The sequence below is a fragment of the Micromonospora citrea genome, assembly GCF_900090315.1.
GTDB lineage: Bacteria > Actinomycetota > Actinomycetes > Mycobacteriales > Micromonosporaceae > Micromonospora > Micromonospora citrea.
In genome coordinates this window covers 7,022,599-7,038,808 of the sequence record NZ_FMHZ01000002.1, presented here as the reverse complement: position 1 = coordinate 7,038,808, position 16,210 = coordinate 7,022,599, and the positions used below count along the sequence as shown (strand labels likewise).

General features: G+C 75.0%; 13 protein-coding genes, 1 pseudogene and 1 riboswitch. Of the genes and pseudogenes, 8 read left to right on the top strand and 6 right to left on the bottom strand.

The annotated features are described in order from the left end of the window. Nucleotides 1–52 precede the first annotated feature (52 nt). Nucleotides 53–742 (top strand): DivIVA domain-containing protein, encoded by a 690-nt coding sequence (locus GA0070606_RS33815; RefSeq protein ID WP_091106937.1) that lies wholly within the window; start codon nucleotides 53–55, stop codon nucleotides 740–742. A gap of 60 nt (nucleotides 743–802) precedes the next feature. Here the strand turns inward: GA0070606_RS33815 and GA0070606_RS31260 are convergent, their stop codons facing one another. After that, complete coding sequence (locus GA0070606_RS31260; RefSeq protein ID WP_091106935.1) at nucleotides 803–1,513, bottom strand: SDR family oxidoreductase; 711 nt, start codon at nucleotides 1,511–1,513, stop codon at nucleotides 803–805. Between the two features lie 75 nt (nucleotides 1,514–1,588). Further along, nucleotides 1,589–2,248, bottom strand: coding sequence for an SDR family oxidoreductase (locus GA0070606_RS31255; protein WP_091106932.1), 660 nt, complete (start codon nucleotides 2,246–2,248; stop codon nucleotides 1,589–1,591). Between the two features lie 85 nt (nucleotides 2,249–2,333). Between GA0070606_RS31255 and GA0070606_RS31250 the strand changes: the two genes are divergently transcribed. After that, nucleotides 2,334–3,215 carry an NAD-dependent protein deacetylase gene (locus tag GA0070606_RS31250; protein ID WP_245724890.1) on the top strand — a complete coding sequence of 294 codons (882 nt, stop codon included), beginning with the start codon at nucleotides 2,334–2,336 and terminating at the stop codon, nucleotides 3,213–3,215. Nucleotides 3,216–3,372: 157 nt separating this feature from the next. Here GA0070606_RS31250 and GA0070606_RS31245 read toward each other — a convergent pair whose 3' ends face one another. Beyond that, nucleotides 3,373–4,041 (bottom strand): response regulator, encoded by a 669-nt coding sequence (locus GA0070606_RS31245; RefSeq protein WP_091106929.1) that lies wholly within the window; start codon nucleotides 4,039–4,041, stop codon nucleotides 3,373–3,375. Further along, a complete protein-coding gene (locus GA0070606_RS31240; protein WP_091108459.1) occupies nucleotides 4,038–5,213 on the bottom strand; it encodes a sensor histidine kinase in 1,176 nt (391 codons plus the stop codon). Before GA0070606_RS31240 ends, GA0070606_RS31245 begins: the two co-directional genes overlap by 4 nt. Nucleotides 5,214–5,357: 144 nt before the next feature. Here GA0070606_RS31240 and GA0070606_RS34110 point away from each other — a divergent pair, with 144 nt between their 5' ends. Next, nucleotides 5,358–6,404, top strand: a complete 1,047-nt coding sequence (locus GA0070606_RS34110; protein WP_425413077.1) for a hypothetical protein — start codon at nucleotides 5,358–5,360, stop codon at nucleotides 6,402–6,404. Nucleotides 6,405–6,438: 34 nt separating this feature from the next. On the opposite strand, the pseudogene GA0070606_RS34105 reads toward GA0070606_RS34110, so the two are convergent. Then, nucleotides 6,439–6,762, bottom strand: a pseudogene (locus tag GA0070606_RS34105) (YybH family protein); the annotation flags it as partial. Beyond that, nucleotides 6,758–6,857: riboswitch (glycine riboswitch) on the top strand. (Overlaps the previous pseudogene by 5 nt.) Before the next feature lie 74 nt (nucleotides 6,858–6,931). Here GA0070606_RS34105 and gcvP point away from each other — a divergent pair. Beyond that, on the top strand, nucleotides 6,932–9,754 hold the full coding sequence (gene gcvP, locus GA0070606_RS31225; protein WP_091106927.1) for an aminomethyl-transferring glycine dehydrogenase: 2,823 nt from the start codon (nucleotides 6,932–6,934) through the stop codon (nucleotides 9,752–9,754). A 125-nt stretch (nucleotides 9,755–9,879) separates the two neighbouring features. On the opposite strand, the gene GA0070606_RS31220 is transcribed toward gcvP, so the two are convergent. Then, entirely contained in the window at nucleotides 9,880–10,080 is a 201-nt protein-coding gene (locus GA0070606_RS31220) for a DUF5999 family protein (RefSeq protein ID WP_013286363.1), read from the bottom strand. Between the two features lie 90 nt (nucleotides 10,081–10,170). On the opposite strand from GA0070606_RS31220, the gene GA0070606_RS31215 reads away from it, so the two are divergent. From GA0070606_RS31215 to GA0070606_RS31200, 4 genes are all read left to right on the top strand, one after another. Then, a complete protein-coding gene (locus GA0070606_RS31215; protein WP_091106925.1) occupies nucleotides 10,171–11,394 on the top strand; it encodes a chorismate-binding protein in 1,224 nt (407 codons plus the stop codon). A 199-nt stretch (nucleotides 11,395–11,593) separates the two neighbouring features. Then, nucleotides 11,594–14,287, top strand: coding sequence for a helix-turn-helix transcriptional regulator (locus GA0070606_RS31210; RefSeq protein ID WP_091108457.1), 2,694 nt, complete (start codon nucleotides 11,594–11,596; stop codon nucleotides 14,285–14,287). A gap of 3 nt (nucleotides 14,288–14,290) precedes the next feature. Then, nucleotides 14,291–15,169, top strand: a complete 879-nt coding sequence (locus GA0070606_RS31205) for an alpha/beta fold hydrolase (RefSeq protein ID WP_091106923.1) — start codon at nucleotides 14,291–14,293, stop codon at nucleotides 15,167–15,169. Nucleotides 15,170–15,254: 85 nt separating this feature from the next. After that, nucleotides 15,255–16,163: an alpha/beta fold hydrolase gene (locus GA0070606_RS31200; protein WP_245724889.1), complete on the top strand. Its 909-nt coding sequence runs from the start codon at nucleotides 15,255–15,257 to the stop codon at nucleotides 16,161–16,163. The last annotated feature ends 47 nt before the right edge of the window (nucleotides 16,164–16,210 follow it).

Sequence of the window (16,210 nt, the reverse complement as noted above, 5' to 3'; positions counted from 1 at the left end):
GCGCGAGGAGTGAGCTTGCGAGCCCCGCAGTCGCGAACGAAAGGCGGTCCCGGTGAGCGCTACCCAGATCAGCAGGTATGAGGGCGGGCACGTCTCGGGCGGCGTGCAGGTGCGGATGACCGCCGACCGGGTGCGCCGGTGGGAGTTCGGCACGGCTTCGTTCGCCCGTCGGGGCTACGACAACGCCGACGTGGACCGGTTCCGGATGCAGGTGGCCGACGAGTTGGATCTGCTCTCGGCGCAGGTGGCGAACCTGCGGGCGGAGAACGAGCGGCTCAACAACCAGTTGGAGCTGCACCGGCACGGGGTGCTGCCGAGCGCGTCGGCGGCGGCGATGCCGGCGGCGAAGGAGGTGAATCTGCTGTCGGCGGCGCAGCGGGAGGCCGAGCAGATCATCGCTCAGGCGCACGACTACGCGCGGCGGGTCGCCGAGTACGCCCGGACGCAGTACGAGAGTTACGTGCGGGCGGCGGCGGAGGAGGCGCGGCAGGAGGCGGAGCGGGCGGTGCAGGACTATCGCGCGGCGGCCGGTTCGGACTTCGACGACGCGGTGGCGGCCCGGGAGGCGTTGCGGATCTACGGCGAGATGATGATCTCGCACATGCAGGCGGCGGCGCGGCATCTCGACGACGGCACCGAGCAGTTGGCCCGGACGATGCAGCGGTTGACGCGTGAGGGTGCGGCGTCGGCCGTCGGGGTGGGTGCCGGACAGGGTGCGCTGCCCCGTCACCAGCAGCGGTGAGCCGGCGGCCGGCCCGCGACGCGGCGGGCCGGCCGGTGGCGGTCACCGGGGCACGCGGTGTCACCAGGGCAGTGGCTGTCCGTCCCGGAAGAACCCGCCGGTGGGGCCGTCGTCGGGGATCCGTACCGCCCACAGGACGCTGGCGGCGCCCTGGGCGGGGGTGCGGGGCGCGGTGGGGCCGCCCATGTCGGTGGCCACCCATCCGGGGCAGACGGAGTTGACGAGGATGCCGTCGGGGGCGAGTTGCGCGGCGAGCAGCCGGGTCAGGGCGTTGAGGGCGGCCTTGGACATCGCGTACGCGGGGGTGGCGGCGTGCATGTCGGTCAGTGAGCCGCTTTCGCTGGAGACGTTGACGATGCGCCGGCCGGGGCTGTGGCGGCGCATCAGTGGTGCCAGTGCCTGGCTGACCCGCCAGGCGCCGATGGCGTTGACGTCCAGGGTGTCGCGGACGAGGTCCAGGTCGGCGCCGAGCGGGTCCTGCCAGGTGTCGTAGTTGACGGCGGCGTTGTTGACCAGGACGTCCACCCGGCCGTACCGGTCGCGCAGCCGCCGCGCGAAGCGGGCGACGCTGTCGGCGTCGGCGACGTCGAGCTGCTCGACGGTGGCCTGCGCGGGGAGTTCTCGGGCTGCGGCGCGGCCGCGAGCGGGGTCGCGGACGGCGAGGACCGTCCGGTATCCGTCGCGGGCCAGCTGGGCGGCGACTGCCTTGCCGATGCCCCGGTTGGCGCCGGTCACCACGGCGACCGGCGTCGTCTTCGTCGGTTCCTGCATGATCGGAAAGTGTGCCAGCCCGGCGTCGGCCGGTCGTGGCGGACCACGGCGTGTGCCCGTTCTGCGGTTGGCGGGTCAGCGGGCGGTCGTGGCGGCCACGGCGTCGGCGATCGGGGTCTCGCCGCCGACGAGTTCCAGGATCAGTCCGGCGGTGCGGGGCGCGTGGAGCAGGGCCACCAGCACGCGGGCGACGTCGGTGCGGGTGACCGCGCCGGCGGGTGCGTGCCGGGCGAGGGTGATCCGCCCGGCGGGCGGGTCGTCGGTGAGCCGGCCGGGTCGCAGCACCGTCCAGTCGAGGTCGCGGCGGGTGAGGTCGTCCTCGGCGGCCTTCTTGGCCCGCAGGTAGGCGGCGAACACCTCGTCGGTGCCGGCGGGCGGCTCGTTCTCCACGCCGACGGAGGAGACCAGCAGGTAGCGGCGGACTCCGGCGCGTTCGGCGGCGTCGGCGAGCAGCACGGCGGCGCCTCGGTCGACGGTGTCCTTGCGGGCGGCGCCGCTGCCGGGACCGGCGCCGGCGGCGAAGATCACCGCATCGGCGCCGTCGAGGTGGCCGGCGAGTTCGTCGACGCCGACGTGTTCCAGGTCGGCGACGACGGGGTGGGCGCCGGCGGCGGTGAGCGCGGCCGCGTGGTCGGGGTTGCGGATGAGACCGACGGCGGTGTCGCCGCGCCCGGCGAGTTCCCGGTGGGTCAACTGGGCGATCTTGCCGTGGCCTCCGGCGATGACGACGCGCATACCTGCCAACCTAGTCGCCGCCGGGCGGCGGTGTCCGGGGTCGCCGGTGTTCGCCGGGGGCGGGTCGCTGAGGCAGCATGGACGGGTGACGGAGACGATCGACGCGGTGGCCGGCCTGGTGGCCGGCGGTGGTGTCGTGGTGTTGAGCGGCGCGGGCCTGTCCACCGAGTCGGGCATCCCGGACTATCGGGGGCCCAGCGGTGCGGCGCGGCGGCACACCCCGATGACGAACCAGGTGTTCACGCGGGACGCGCAGGCGCGGCGGCGCTACTGGGCGCGCAGCCACCTGGGGTGGCGGGTGATCGCGCGGGCGGCGCCGAACGACGGGCACCGGGCGGTGGCCCGGTTGCAGCGCGGTGGCCTGGTCGACGGGGTGATCACGCAGAACGTCGACGGGCTGCACACCGCGGCGGGCAGTCCGCGGGTGGTGGAGCTGCACGGCCGCCTTGACGAGGTGGTGTGCCTGGACTGCGGCAACCAGACGTCGCGGGAGGAGCTGGACCGGCGGCTGCGGGAGGCCAATCCGGGGTTCGACGCGCGGGTCGCGGCGGTGAACCCGGACGGCGACGTGGATCTCGCCGACGACGCGGTGGCCCGGTTCCGTACGGTCGACTGCGCGTTGTGCCGCGGCGGCATGCTCAAGCCCGACGTGGTGTTCTTCGGTGAGACCGTGCCGGCGCCGCGGGTGGCCCGCTGTTTCGACATGGTGGAGCGGGCGCGGCTGCTGCTGGTGCTGGGGTCGTCGTTGACGGTGATGTCGGGTCGCCGCTTCGTGCTGCGGGCGGCGAAGCTCGGCATACCGGTGGTGATCGTCAACCAGGGGCCGACGCGGGGCGACGGGTATGCCGAGTTGACCGTCGACGCGCCGCTGGGTCGGTTGCTGCCGGCGCTGGCCGACCGGACGGTGGGGGTCGCCGGTGCCGGCGATGCGGAGCAGGTGTCGGTGGGGCTGACGGCGGCGCGGTGACCGGGGGTCCCCACCGTCCGGTCGGGGCCGGGGCGGGCACGCTGCTGCGGACGGGCGTTGGCCTGGGCCGCCGGTGGCGCGGTGCCGTGCGCCGGTGCGGACAGCGGGCTGGCGGCGAACGGTGCGGTGGCGCGGGCTGTCGGCACGTCGGCGGGGATCAGTCGAGCAGGCCGGCGCGGTGGGCGAGGATCGCGGCCTGCACCCGGTTGGCGAGGCCCAGCTTCGCGAGGATCCGGCTGACGTGGGTCTTCGCCGTCGCCTCGCTCATGTAGAGGGTGGCGGCGATCTCGCTGTTCGACAGGCCCCCGCCGACGGCGACCAGCACCTCGCGTTCCTTGTCGGTGAGGACGGCCAGCCGTCTGAGGGCGTCGCCGCGCCGCTGCGGGGCCGGCCCGGTGAGCGTCCGCAGCAGTCTGCGGGTGACCGGGGGTGAGATCATCGCGTCGCCGCGCGCCGCGCTGCGTACCGCGCCGAGCATGTCGGCGGCCGAGGCGTCCTTGAGCAGGAATCCGACGGCGCCGTGCAGCAGCGCGGTGTGCACGTATTCGTCGAGGTCGAACGTGGTGAGCACGACGACGTGCGGCGGCGGGGTCAGGCGCGCCATCCGCTGCGTCGCGGTCAGCCCGTCGCCCCGGGGCATGCGGATGTCCATGAGGACGACGTCGGGTCGCAGTGTCCGGGCGGCGGCGACGGCTTCGACGCCGTCGGAGGCCTCGCCCGTCACCGTGACGTCGGGCGCCGCCTCCAGGATCGTGCGCAGCATCGCGCGTACCATCCACTCGTCGTCGACGATCAGCGTCCGGATCGGGGTGGCCGGTGCGCTCACCGCTGCCCGCCAGGGCCGGTCGGCACCTCGGCGGTCACCTCGAAGCCGCCGTCGCGGGTGGGACCGGCGGTGAACTCGCCGCCGACGAGCCGCACCCGTTCGGCGAGCCCGAGCAACCCGTGGCCGCCGGCCGGCAGCGGCGCGTCGGTGACCGGCCGTCCCGGGCCGTTGCGGACCGACAGTCGCAGCGCGTTCGGGGTCTGCTCGACGCGTACGCGGGTCGATGCTCCGGGCGCGTGTTTGTGCACGTTGGTGAGGGCCTCCTGGACGAACCGGTAGGCCGTGTGTCCCACCAGCAGTGGAGGTCGCTGTCCGGCCGGGTCCGTCACGTCGAGGGTGACGGGGATGCCGACGCGTCGGGACTCCTCGATGAGGACGCCCAGGTCGGCCAGGCCCGGCTGCGGGGTGAGCGGCGCGTCGTCGTCGTTGCGGAGAACCTCCACCAGGGCGCGGAGTTCGGCGAGGGCCTCCCGGCCGGTCGCGCCGATCTGTCGGCCGATGGTGACCGCGTCCCTGCCTCCGGTGGCCTCCAACGCGGTGGCCTGAAGCACCATCAACGAGACGCGGTGGGTGAGCACGTCGTGCATGTCGCGGGCGATCTGCGCCCGTTCGTCGCTGCGGGCCCGGGCGATGCGCTGCTGCTGCTCGCGCTCGCCGCGTTCCGCCCGTTCCCGGATGCGGTGCAGCAGCTCGTGCCTGGTGCCGACGTAGAGGCCGAGCAGCACTGGCGCGACACAGCCCGCCATGCTGATCGGGATGGCGCCGTCCGCGCCGGCGAACCGCCAGATCGGCACGGCGACCAGTACGGTGGACGCCAGCGTGGCGGCGGCGACCCTGGGCCCGCCGGGGCGACGTTCGCCCAGCGTGTAGAGCGCGACCGCGACGGCCGCGTGGGCCGACACGAGAGCGTTCGCCAGCAGCGCGGCGGCGAGCAGGGTGACCGGCAGTCTTCGTCGCCATCTGGTCAGCAGCCCCAGCGTCGCGGCGAGCGGGACGCCGAGCCACGGCGGCGGGACGCGGTCGTCGAGGCCGGCCAGGGTCGGGCCGAAGAAGTCGTTGGTCCCGAACGCGCCGGTCGCCGTGAGCACCGCGACGAGCAGCGCCACGGCCGTGTCGGTGGGCGCGGGCCGACGGAGCCGGCGCGTCGCCGGATGTGGGTCGTACGCGTTCATCGTGCCGCCAGGGTAGGCGCCCTGCCGGGGTGGGCGCGTCGGCGGAAAGTTGTAGCCGGCGCCGGCGAAACAGCGCCGATGTGCGCAGCGGCTTTCCCGCATCAGCCGACGTGGCGGCACGGCGTGGCCGGCGACGCTGGCGGCATGGTCCTCCACGAACGGCCCGGCCGCTGGCTCAGCCCCAGAAACCTGCAGTTCGCCTTCGGGGTCTTCGCGCTCGCCGCGGCGACCTTCGTGGCGCTGCGGCGCGACGGTCACCATCCCCGGTTTCAGACAGCCGCGACGCTCGGGTACGCGCTGGCGGCGGCGCTGTCGTTCGGCAGCTGGTTCGCGCTGCGCCGCGCGGCGGCCGTCGGGCACGTCCAGCGCGTCCTGATCGTCTTCCATCTGGTGTTCGTCCCCGCACAGTTCTTGTTCCTGCTCGCCCACCAGCTGCCGTGGCTGGGCATGCTGCTGTCGACGCTGGTCACCGTTGGGCTGCGGCCGCGCTTCCCCCGGCTCGGGCGGGTGTGGCGCAAGGTGTGGTTGACGCTGCATGTCGGCATCGGCGTGGGCTGGTTGGGCGTGTCCCTGGGGATGCTCACCCTGTCCGTCGTCGGGGTGAGCACGGACCGGCCGCAGGTACGGCACGGCGCCTATCTGCTCATGGACACGTTCAACGTCGCCCTGGCGATCCCGAGTGTCTTCCTGGCGATCGTCACCGGTGTGGTGGTGTCGTTGGGCACGCCCTGGGGTCTGGTGCGGCACCGCTGGGTGCTGGCCAAGCTGGTCATCGCGCTCAGCCTTCCCGTCCTCGCCACCTTCGAGGGCCCGTGGATCGACGAGCTGGCGGCGCGCACGGCGGACCCCGCTGCCGAACCCGGCGCGACCGGGATGCTGCTGGTCGGCGCGATGGCGCTGTTCCTCGCCCTGCTCTGGACGGCGACGGGCCTGTCCGTGTTCAAGCCCGGCGGCAGGACCCGCTGGGGGCGACGCGCGGGGGCGGGCCGCGACGACCCCGGCGGTGACGCCCGCCGTCGCAGGTCGCGGGCCGGGTCAGCCGGCGGCGCGGGGCTGGTCGATGACCCACCGTCAGGTGCCGTCGGGCCGGCGACGGGCCACCTCGACGGTGACGCCGCCGCCGTCGAGTCGGGTGGAGGTCGGCGCCAGGTCCCCGGCGCGCAGGGTCGGCTGCGGCTGCCCGGGGGGTGAAGGTGGGCCGGCCGGCCAGCAGCGCCGTGAGCGCGGCCCGGATGGCCCGCGTGCCGACGGCCGGGCCGGCGGGGGTGGCCAGGACCGCGTCGGGCTCGTAGAGGGCGACCAGGCCGTCGACGTCGCCGGTGTTGGCGCGGGCGACGAAGAACCGGCCGAGGTCCTCGGGGCTCGTCGCGGGCGCCGGGCGGCGCGTGGATTCCGCCCGGTTCGTGGAATCTGGCGGGTTCGTGGAGTCTGGCGGGTTCGGTGGACTCGGGCATCTGTCACACCTCCACAGCTCACGGTGATCGTCGCCCGGGGGTACGACATCCGCCGGGCAACCGGGCGCTGGTAGCGTTGACCATGCCGGTACCACCCACGTGGGAGAGACCGCCCGGAAGGCATCAGGGGCGGCGCCGAAGGGGCAAATCCTCCCCGGAACCTCTCAGGCAAAAGGACCTCGTGGGCAGGCACTGTGGAGCGCTGCGCGGGCGCGACAGAGGGGGAGGCCGACCTGTCGACCTCGCCCCAGGGGAGCGCCGCACATGACCGCAGAGCAGTTCGCCGCCCGCCACATCGGCCCCGAGCCGGCCGACGAGCGCCGGATGCTGGAGGCCGTCGGCTACGGCTCGATCGACGAGCTGATGGACGCCGCGATCCCCGAGGTGATCCGCTGGCACGGCACGCTGGACCTGCCGGAGCCGGCCACCGAGCACGACGCCATCGCCGAGCTGCGCGCCCTGGCCGCCCGCAACACCGTCGCCGTGTCCATGATCGGGTTGGGTTACCACGGCACGCACACCCCGGCGGTGATCCGCCGCAACGTGCTGGAGAACCCGGCGTGGTACACGGCGTACACGCCGTACCAGCCGGAGATCAGCCAGGGCCGGCTGGAGGCGCTGCTGAACTTCCAGACCATGGTGACGGACCTGACCGGGCTGGCGACGGCTAACGCGTCGATGCTCGACGAGGGCACTGCCGCTGCCGAGGCGATGACCCTCGCGCGCCGCGCGTCGAAGAGCAGGAGCCCGGTGTACGTCGTCGACGCCGACGCCCTGCCGCAGACCGTCGCGGTGATCACCAGCCGGGCCGAGCCGCTCGGCATCGACGTGCGGGTGCTCGACGTGGAACGCGACGAACTGCCGGCGGAGTTCTTCGGCCTGCACCTGCAGTATCCGGGCGCGTCGGGCGCGGTGCGTGACCACGCGCCGCTGGTAGAGGCGGCGCACGCCGTGGGAGCGCTGGTCACCGTGGCGGCGGACCTGCTGGCCCTGACGCTGCTGCGCCCGCCGGGGGAGATCGGCGCCGACATCGCGGCCGGCACCACCCAGCGGTTCGGGGTGCCGATGGGCTTCGGTGGGCCGCACGCCGGCTACCTGGCGGTGCGGGCGGGCCTGGAGCGGATGCTGCCCGGCCGCCTCGTGGGGGTGTCCCGCGACGCCGACGGCAACCCGGCGTACCGGCTGGCGTTGCAGACCCGCGAGCAGCACATCCGTCGGGAGAGGGCGACCAGCAACATCTGCACCGCGCAGGTGCTCCTCGCGGTGATGGCCGGCATGTACGCCGTCTACCACGGCCCCGACGGGCTGCGGGCCGTCGCGGCGCGTACGCACGAGATGGCGGCGCGGCTCGCGGCCGGGCTGCGCGCCGGCGGGGTGGCCGTCGCGGAGGTCGCGTTCTTCGACACCGTCACCGCGACGGTGCCGGGCCGGGCCGCGCAGGTGGTGGCGGCGGCCGCGCAGCGGGGCGTGAACCTGCGGCTGGTCGACGCCGACCGGGTCGGCGTCTCCTGCGACGAGACGACCACGCCGGCGCACCTGGCGGCGGTGTGGGCCGCGTTCGGCGTCGACGCCGTCGACGGCGCCGTGGACGCCGCGCTGCCCACCGGGCTGGCGCGCACGTCGGAGTTCCTGACCCACCCGGTGTTCCGCAGTCACCACTCGGAGACGGCGATGCTGCGCTACCTGCGGCGGCTGTCGGACTTCGACTACGCCCTGGACCGGGGGATGATTCCGCTCGGGTCGTGCACGATGAAGCTCAACGCGACCACCGAGATGGAGCCGGTGAGCTGGGCGGAGTTCGCGCACGTCCACCCGTTCGCGCCGGCGGCGCAGACCGCCGGCTACCGGGAGATGATCGCCCAGTTGGAGGGGTGGCTGGCGGAGGTGACCGGATACGACGCGGTCAGCGTGCAGCCCAACGCCGGGTCGCAGGGCGAGCTGGCCGGGTTGCTGGCCATCCGGGCCTACCACCGCGACCGCGGTGAGGGGCACCGTGACGTGTGCCTGATCCCGTCGTCGGCGCACGGCACGAACGCGGCCAGCGCGGTGATGGCCGGCATGCGGGTCGTCGTGGTCGGCTGCGACGCCGACGGCAACGTCGACCTCGTCGACCTCGACACGAAGATCGACAAGCACCGGGACGCCCTCGCGGCGATCATGGTGACGTATCCGTCGACGCACGGGGTGTACGAGACGGGCATCGCGTCGCTGTGCGCGAAGGTCCACGACGCCGGCGGTCAGGTGTACGTCGACGGGGCGAACCTCAACGCGCTGGTCGGGTTCGCCAAGCCGGGCAGGTTCGGGGCGGACGTGTCGCACCTGAACCTGCACAAGACGTTCTGCATTCCGCACGGTGGCGGCGGGCCGGGGGTGGGTCCGGTGGCGGTGCGGGCGCACCTGGCGCCGTTCCTGCCCGGCGACCCGCTGGGCGCGCACGTTGACGGCCGGCCGGCCATCTCGGCGGCCCCGTACGGGTCGGCGGGGATCCTGCCGATCCCGTGGGCGTACCTGCGGATGATGGGCGCGGCGGGGCTGACCCGGGCCACCGGCGTGGCGGTCCTCGCCGCGAACTACGTGGCCGCGCGGCTGCGGCAGCACTACCCGGTGCTGTACGCCGGCAACAAGGGCCTCGTGGCGCACGAGTGCATCCTGGACCTGCGGCCGCTGACGAAGGCGACCGGGGTGAGCGTCGACGACGTGGCGAAGCGGCTGATCGACTACGGCTTCCACGCGCCGACGATGTCGTTTCCGGTGGCGGGCACGCTCATGGTGGAGCCGACCGAGAGCGAGGACCTGGCCGAGCTGGACCGGTTCTGCGACGCGATGATCGCCATCCGGGCGGAGATCGACAAGGTGGGTGCGGGGGAGTGGCCGGCCGGCGACAACCCCCTGGCGAACGCGCCGCACACGGCGGCGATGGTGTCCGGCGACGAGTGGCCGCACGCGTACCCGCGGTCGGTGGGGGCGTACCCGGGCGGGGTGGACCGGGCCGGGAAGTACTGGCCGCCGGTGCGGCGCATCGACGGCGCGTACGGCGACCGGAACCTGGTGTGTTCCTGCCCGGCGCCGGAGGCTTTCGAGGGCTGATGTGGCGTCGCGCCGGGGCGGTGGTGTCGCCGCCCCGGCGGGTGCGTCGACCTGGGCGGAGGATGTCCCGACCGGGGGACTAGCCTGGGGCGACGCCGAGAATGTGCGTGACGGAGCGTGACAGGTCAGGCGACGAGGGCGTGTCGGGCCGGGCCGCGGTGGGGGGCGATGGTCCTGCCGTCGGGCAGCAGCTCGCCGGTGTCCTCGAAGACGATGACACCGTTGCAGAGCAGGCTCCAGCCCTGCTCAGGGAAGCAGGCGAGGACCCGGGCGGCTTCCCGGTCGGTCGCGTCGGCGGAGGGGCAGGTGGGTTGGTGCTGGCACATCGGGATCTCCGGACTGTGGGGGCACTGTGTCATGGTTCACATGACCAGTGACGCACAGTACCAAGCGAAAGCGGCCGGCATCGAGCAGGTATGCGCGTGGATACCGGGAAATCCACTGAACGGATGAGGCGTAAGGGGCCAGACGGCATGGAAACGCTCCCACGGCTTGCGGTCGACGTGCCGGCGGCACCGACCGCCTGCCGCCGCAGGCTCGTCGAGCGCACCCGCTGGCAGTGGCGTCCGGCCGACGGCGGCGACCCGGCGGCGCTGGCGCAGGAGTTCCTGGCGGCGCACGGCCTGCCCCTGCACGACCTGGCCCGGCCCGCCGCCGGCCACGATCCCGCCGGCGTGTGCGGGGCGGCCCTCTACGTCTCCGCCGCCGCCGGCGCCGCCCTGGTCGGCGCGCCCGCCGGCGCGGCCAACCCCGTACCCGCCCTGCCGGAGGTCGCCGTGGTCGTCTACGGCCACGGCCCGGTCGCCGCGCCGGCCGGACCGCCGGCCGGCTGGCGGCTGGGCGGCTGGGCGGAGAGCTGGACACCCCGGCAACACGCCGACGCCGTGACCGCCGTCCGCGCCGCCATCGGCCGCGGCGACGTCTACCAGGTCAACCTCGTCGGGCACGCCGCCGCCCCGTACGCCGGCGATCCGCTGCCCGCCCTGGCCCGACTGGCCGCGCTGCCCGGCGCCCGCTACGGCGGCACCCTCACCGGGCCGGGCTGGGCGATCGGCTGCGCGAGCCCCGAGACCCTGGTCGAGCTGGTCGACGGGCGGCTGATCACCCGGCCGATCAAGGGCACCCGGCCGGCCACCGCCGACGGCCGCGCCGAACTGCTCGCCTCGGCCAAGGAACGCGCCGAACACGTCATGATCGTCGACCTCGAGCGCAACGACCTGGCCCGCGTCGCGCGCACCGGCAGCGTGCGCGTCGACGAACTGTTCGCCGTACGCCGCTGGTGCGACCTGTGGCAGGCCGAGTCGACGGTGTCGGCGGCGGTCGCCGACGGGCTCGGCCTGGCCGACCTGCTGCGCGCGGTCTGCCCGGGCGGCTCCGTCACCGGCGCCCCCAAGCTCGCCGCCCTCGACCGGATCGCCGCCCTCGAGCCGGTCGGGCGGGGCGCGAGCATGGGCGCCCTCGGCTGGGTCGCGCCGGGGCGCGTCGACCTGGGGCTGACCATCCGCACCGCCGCCGTCGACGCCGACCGGGTGCACGTCTGGGCGGGCGGGGGCATCACCTGGGGCAGCGACCCCGACGCCGAGGTCGCCGAGGCCGCCGCGAAGACCGGCCCCGTGCGCGCCGCGCTCGCCGGCCGCTGACCTCGACACGACGGCGGCCGGGGCGTCCGCGCCGCAACCGCCACCGCCCCACGACGCCCGCCGCCACCGCCCCACGACGCCCGCCGCCGGGAACGTCGTGGCGGATCGTCCTCGGCGACGGGGCCACCGCCACACCGGGGCGCGGTGAGCGCGCCCCGCGCGCGCGGGACGACGCACGGGCCCCCTACAGTCGATGATCGTGCTCTACGGCAGAACCGCGGAAGTCAACGCGCTCGACGAGGTGATCGCCCGGGCTCGCGACGGCTCCGGCGGTGCGGTGGTGCTGCGGGGCGAGGCGGGCGCGGGCAAGACGGCCCTGCTCGACGCGGCGGCCGCGCGCGGCGGCGCGATGCGCGTGCTGCGGACCACCGGCGTCGAGGCCGAGTCCGACCTCGCGTTCGCGGCGCTGCACCAGGTGCTGTGGCCGGTGACCGGCTCGCTCGACGCGCTGCCCGCACCGCAGCGCGACGCGGTGCGCGCCGCGCTGGGGCTCGCCGCGGGCTCCGCCGGCGACCGGTACCTGCTGGGCGCCGGCGCGCTGTCGTTGCTGGCCGAGGCCGCCGAGCCGGACGGGCTGATCTGCGTGGTCGACGACTTCCAGTGGGTCGACCGGGCCTCGGCCGACGCGCTGCTGTTCGCCGCCCGGCGGGTGGGGACGGAGAAGATCGCCATGTTGTTCGCCGTGCGCGGGGACGTCGCGGTCAAGGGTGTGTCCCGGACGGTGCAGGTGCCGGGCCTGCCCGCGGCCGCAGCCGCCGAGCTGCTGGAGTCCCGCGGCGGGGTGCGGCCCGGCGTGGCGCGGGAACTCGTCGCGCTGACCGGCGCGAACCCGCTCGCCCTGGGCGAGATCGCCGCCCGCCTGACGCCCGCGCAGCTCGCCGGGCGCGAACCGCTGCCCGACCCGCTTCCCGGTGGCGCCCGGCTGTTCGGCGACCAGGTGCGGGCGTTGCCCGCCCCGGCGCGGCTGCTCGCCCTGGTCGCCGCCGTGGAGGCCGGCCTCGACGTGGTGCTGCGCGCCGCCGACCGGCTGGCCGCCGAGCGGTCCGGCGACGGCCCGGGGGCGGCCTGGACGGGCCGCGCGGCGCTGGCCGAGCTGGAAGCCTCCGGCCTGGCCGAGGTGTCGGGCACGCGCGTGCGCTTCCGCCATCCGCTCGTCCGGTCGGCGGTGCACGAGGCGGCCGCCCCCGCCGAGATCCGCCACGTGCACGCCGTACTCGCCCAGCTCACCGAGGGCGACCGTCGCGCCTGGCACCTGGCCGCAGCCGCCGTGGGCCGCGACGAGCGGGCCGCCGCCGAGCTGGTGGCCGCCGCGCGACAGGCCCGCGACCGCGGCGGGTACGGCACCGCCGCCACCGCCCTGGCCCGGGCCGCCGAGCTGACCCCCGAGGCGGCCACCCGGGCCGCCCGCCTGAAGGACGCCGCCGTCGCGGCCTGGCTCGGTGGCCGCCCGGGGCAGGCCGAGTCGCTGCTGGCCGAGGCCCGCGACCAGGCCGGCGCGGATGCCGGCCTCGCCACCGGGATCGCCCAGCTGCGGGGCCGCTTCGAGCTGAACTGCGGCAACGCCGCCGAGGCCGTGCGCATCCTGACGGCGGGCGACAGCCTGGAGATGCTGGCCGACGCCGCGGAGGCCGCCTCGTACGTCGGCGACACGGCGGCCGTCGTCGCCCTCGGGCGCCGGGCGGCGGCGCATCCCGAGGGTTTCCTGCGGGACACGGTGGCCGGGATCGGCCTGACGCTGGACGGCGACGCCGCCGGGCCGGGCCTGCTGCGGCGGGCGCTGGGGCGCGTCGGCGAGCTCGGGGAGGCGGCGGAGTACCTGTGGGCGGCGGCCGCGGCCAGCCACCTGGGCGAGTCGGACCTGGCGACCGAGATGGTCGACCGGGCCGGACGGGTGGCCAGGGTGTCGGGCATGACCGGGCAACTGCCGGTCGTGCTGGAGTTCGTGGCGACCGCCGAGCGCCTCGCCGGGCACCTGGCGGACAGCCAGGCCGTCTCCGAGGAGGGCCTGGAGATGGCCCGCGAGGCCGGCTACGAGAACACCGTGGCCGCGCACCTGGCCAACCTGGCGGTGCTGGCGGCGCTGCGGGGCGAGGAGGAGACCTGCGAACGGCGCGCCCACGAGGCGCTGGCCATCGCCGTACCGCACCGGGTGGGTCTGCGGGCGGGGGTCGCCGCGTACGCGCTGGCGCTGCTTGACCTGTGCCTGGGGCGCCACGCGGCGGCGCACGACCGGTTCACCGCCCTCGCCGCGGCGGGACCGGGCGCCGGTCATCCCACGGTGGTGTGGCGGACTGCGCCGGACCGCGTGGAGGCCGCCGTGGGCGCGGGGGACGACGCGGGGGCACGGGCGGCGCTGGCGGCGTACGCGCGGTGGTCGGCGCACGCCGCGACGCCCGAGTCGCGCGCCCTGCTGGCCCGGTGCCGAGGGCTGGTCGAGTCGTCCGAGGAGGCCTTCGGCGAGGCGTTGCGGCTGCACACCAACCCGTTCGAGGCGGCCAGGACGGCGCTGCTGCTGGGCGAGCGTCTGCGCCGCGCGCAGCGGCCGGGCGAGGCGCGGGCGCATCTGCGGACGGCGTGGGAGACGTTCGAGCGGGCGGGCGCGCGGCCGTGGGCGAGGCGCGCGCAGGGTGAGCTGCGCGCGGCGGGCGAGAGCGGGCAGGCCCCACCCTCGGCCGTGCTCGACGCGCTGACCCCGCAGGAGCTGCGCATCGCCGGCCTGGTCGCCGACGGCCTGTCCAGCAGGCAGATCGCCGCCCAGCTCTTCCTGAGCCCGCGCACGGTCGAGTACCACCTGTACAAGATCTATCCGAAGCTGGGCATCGGCTCCCGTACGGAACTGGCGCGGCTGGTAGTTCTACGGAAGGCACCGGGAGCGGGACGGGACATGCTGTGACACATGCATGAGGTGAAAATCTGGAGCGAAGAGTTCGGCGCCGTCACGGACGCGCCGATCCTGTTGATCATGGGCTCGATGTCGCAGGGCGTCCTGTGGCCGGACGAGTTCGTCGGCCGCCTCGTCGCCGGGGGCCGCCGGGTCGTCCGGTACGACCACCGCGACACCGGCATGTCGGACACCGTCGACTTCGCGGCGCACCCGTACACGTGGGACGACATCAAGAACGACGTGTACCGGGTGCTGGACGCCCACGGCCTGGACAGCGCGCACCTGGTCTGCCACTCGGCGGGCGGGCTGCTCGGCCAGTACGTCGCGGTGGAGCGGCCGGAGCGCGTACGGTCGCTGACCGTCATCGGTTCCTCGCCGCTGGGCGGCGGCGAGGGGCAGGTGATCATGCGGGCGCTGCTGGGGCAGCCACAGTCCGAGGGAAGCCTGCCCGAGCCGACACCCGAGTTCGTGGCCTTCTACCGCGCGCTGATGGCCGCCCCGCCGCCCGAGGACCGGCGCGCCCGGATCGAGAGCATGATCGCCGAGCAGCGCCTGCTGCACGGAACGGGGCTGCCGTTCGACGAGGACGCGGCGCGTCGGCTGCAGGAACGGATCCACGAGCGGGCCCGCGACCTGTCGGCGGTGACCAACCACCGGCTGGCCGCGGCGGCCAGGCCGGACTTCGAGCCGGTCGGCGTGCTGCACCAGGTGAAGGCGCCCACGCTGGTCGTCGAGGGCAGCCACGAGCCGGTCAAGCCGGGCCACGGCGCGCTCATCGCCGAGCAGGTCCCGGGGGCGCGGCTGATGATCGTGGCGGGCATGGGCCACACCCTGCCGCCCGAGGTGCACGAGGAACTGGCCGACGCCGTCCTCACGCACACGGCCGGGTGAGCGCCGCCCGGGCGGCGCTCACCCGCCGCCCGGTGCTGGCCCGGAGGCAGGCGGTCCGGTCGTCGCTCTGGACGGCGGCCGGATCGTGGAGGAAGGCGGCCATGACGAACTGCCGCGGGAACATTTGTCCAAGACCGTCGGCCTGCCGGCCGCGCATAGTCTTCGCATGAGTGAACACGACATTGAGCACTCGCATGGGATGCACGTGGTCCATGACGGCCCGCGGCAGGCGCCGCCGTTGTTGCTCATCCACGGATCGGGGGCCTCGGGCGGCTTCTGGGGTCCGGTGATCCCGGTGCTGGCCGGCCACCATCACGTCATCCGGGTCGACCTTCCGGGCTGCGGCCAGTCCCCGCCCGCGCCGTCGTACGACGTGCCCACGCAGGCGGGCCAGGTGGCGGCGCTGCTGGACGACCTCGGCCTTCGTCACGTCGCCGCGGTCGGGCACTCCAGCGGCGGCTATGTCGCCACCGCGCTTGCCGAGCACCGTCCCGACCTCGTGGGATCGCTTGCGCTGATCAGTAGCGGCCCAAGCCCGGACGCGCTCCTGCGGCAGCCGTTCATCCTTCGGGTGCTGCTGGCCCCGCCGTTGGGCCCGCTCGTGTGGTCGAGGCGTTCGGATGTGATGATCCGCAAGGGGATCAGCGCGACGGCCGTTCGCCCGGTGGACCTCCCGGACGACGTGGTCGCCGACGTACGGGGCATCACCTACCGCGTGATGAGGACGGTGCTGCGGCAGAACACCGCCTACATCGCCGAACGGAGCGTGCCGGAGCGTCTCGCCGCCCTCGGGGTCCCCGTGCAGGTGATCTTCGGCGCTGCCGACCCCCGCTGGGAGCCGTCGTCGGCGCACCGGTACGACGCGGTGCCGGGCGCGCGGGTCGAGCTGCTGCCCGGCGTCGGGCACCTGCCCATGCTGGAAGCTCCCGAGACGGTCGGCAAACTGCTGCTGAGCTTCACGGCAACGGGGCCGTCGACGACCCGTAGCCCCTGATGCCTAGACTGGCCGCGTGTTGCCGACCGGGACGTCACCTGGCCGGG

Excerpts from the sequence above, each read along its gene's own strand:
- GA0070606_RS31220 (WP_013286363.1), bottom strand. The coding sequence starts at position 10,080 with ATGTGCCAGCACCAACCCACCTGCCCCTCCGCCGACGCGACCGACCGG.
- GA0070606_RS34110 (WP_425413077.1), top strand. The coding sequence starts at position 5,358 with ATGGTCCTCCACGAACGGCCCGGCCGCTGGCTCAGCCCCAGAAACCTG.
- GA0070606_RS31205 (WP_091106923.1), top strand. The coding sequence starts at position 14,291 with ATGCATGAGGTGAAAATCTGGAGCGAAGAGTTCGGCGCCGTCACGGAC.
- gcvP (WP_091106927.1), top strand. The coding sequence starts at position 6,932 with ATGACCGCAGAGCAGTTCGCCGCCCGCCACATCGGCCCCGAGCCGGCC.
- GA0070606_RS31240 (WP_091108459.1), bottom strand. The coding sequence starts at position 5,213 with ATGAACGCGTACGACCCACATCCGGCGACGCGCCGGCTCCGTCGGCCC.
- GA0070606_RS31260 (WP_091106935.1), bottom strand. The coding sequence starts at position 1,513 with ATGCAGGAACCGACGAAGACGACGCCGGTCGCCGTGGTGACCGGCGCC.
- GA0070606_RS31215 (WP_091106925.1), top strand. The coding sequence starts at position 10,171 with ATGCGCGTGGATACCGGGAAATCCACTGAACGGATGAGGCGTAAGGGG.
- GA0070606_RS31255 (WP_091106932.1), bottom strand. The coding sequence starts at position 2,248 with ATGCGCGTCGTCATCGCCGGAGGCCACGGCAAGATCGCCCAGTTGACC.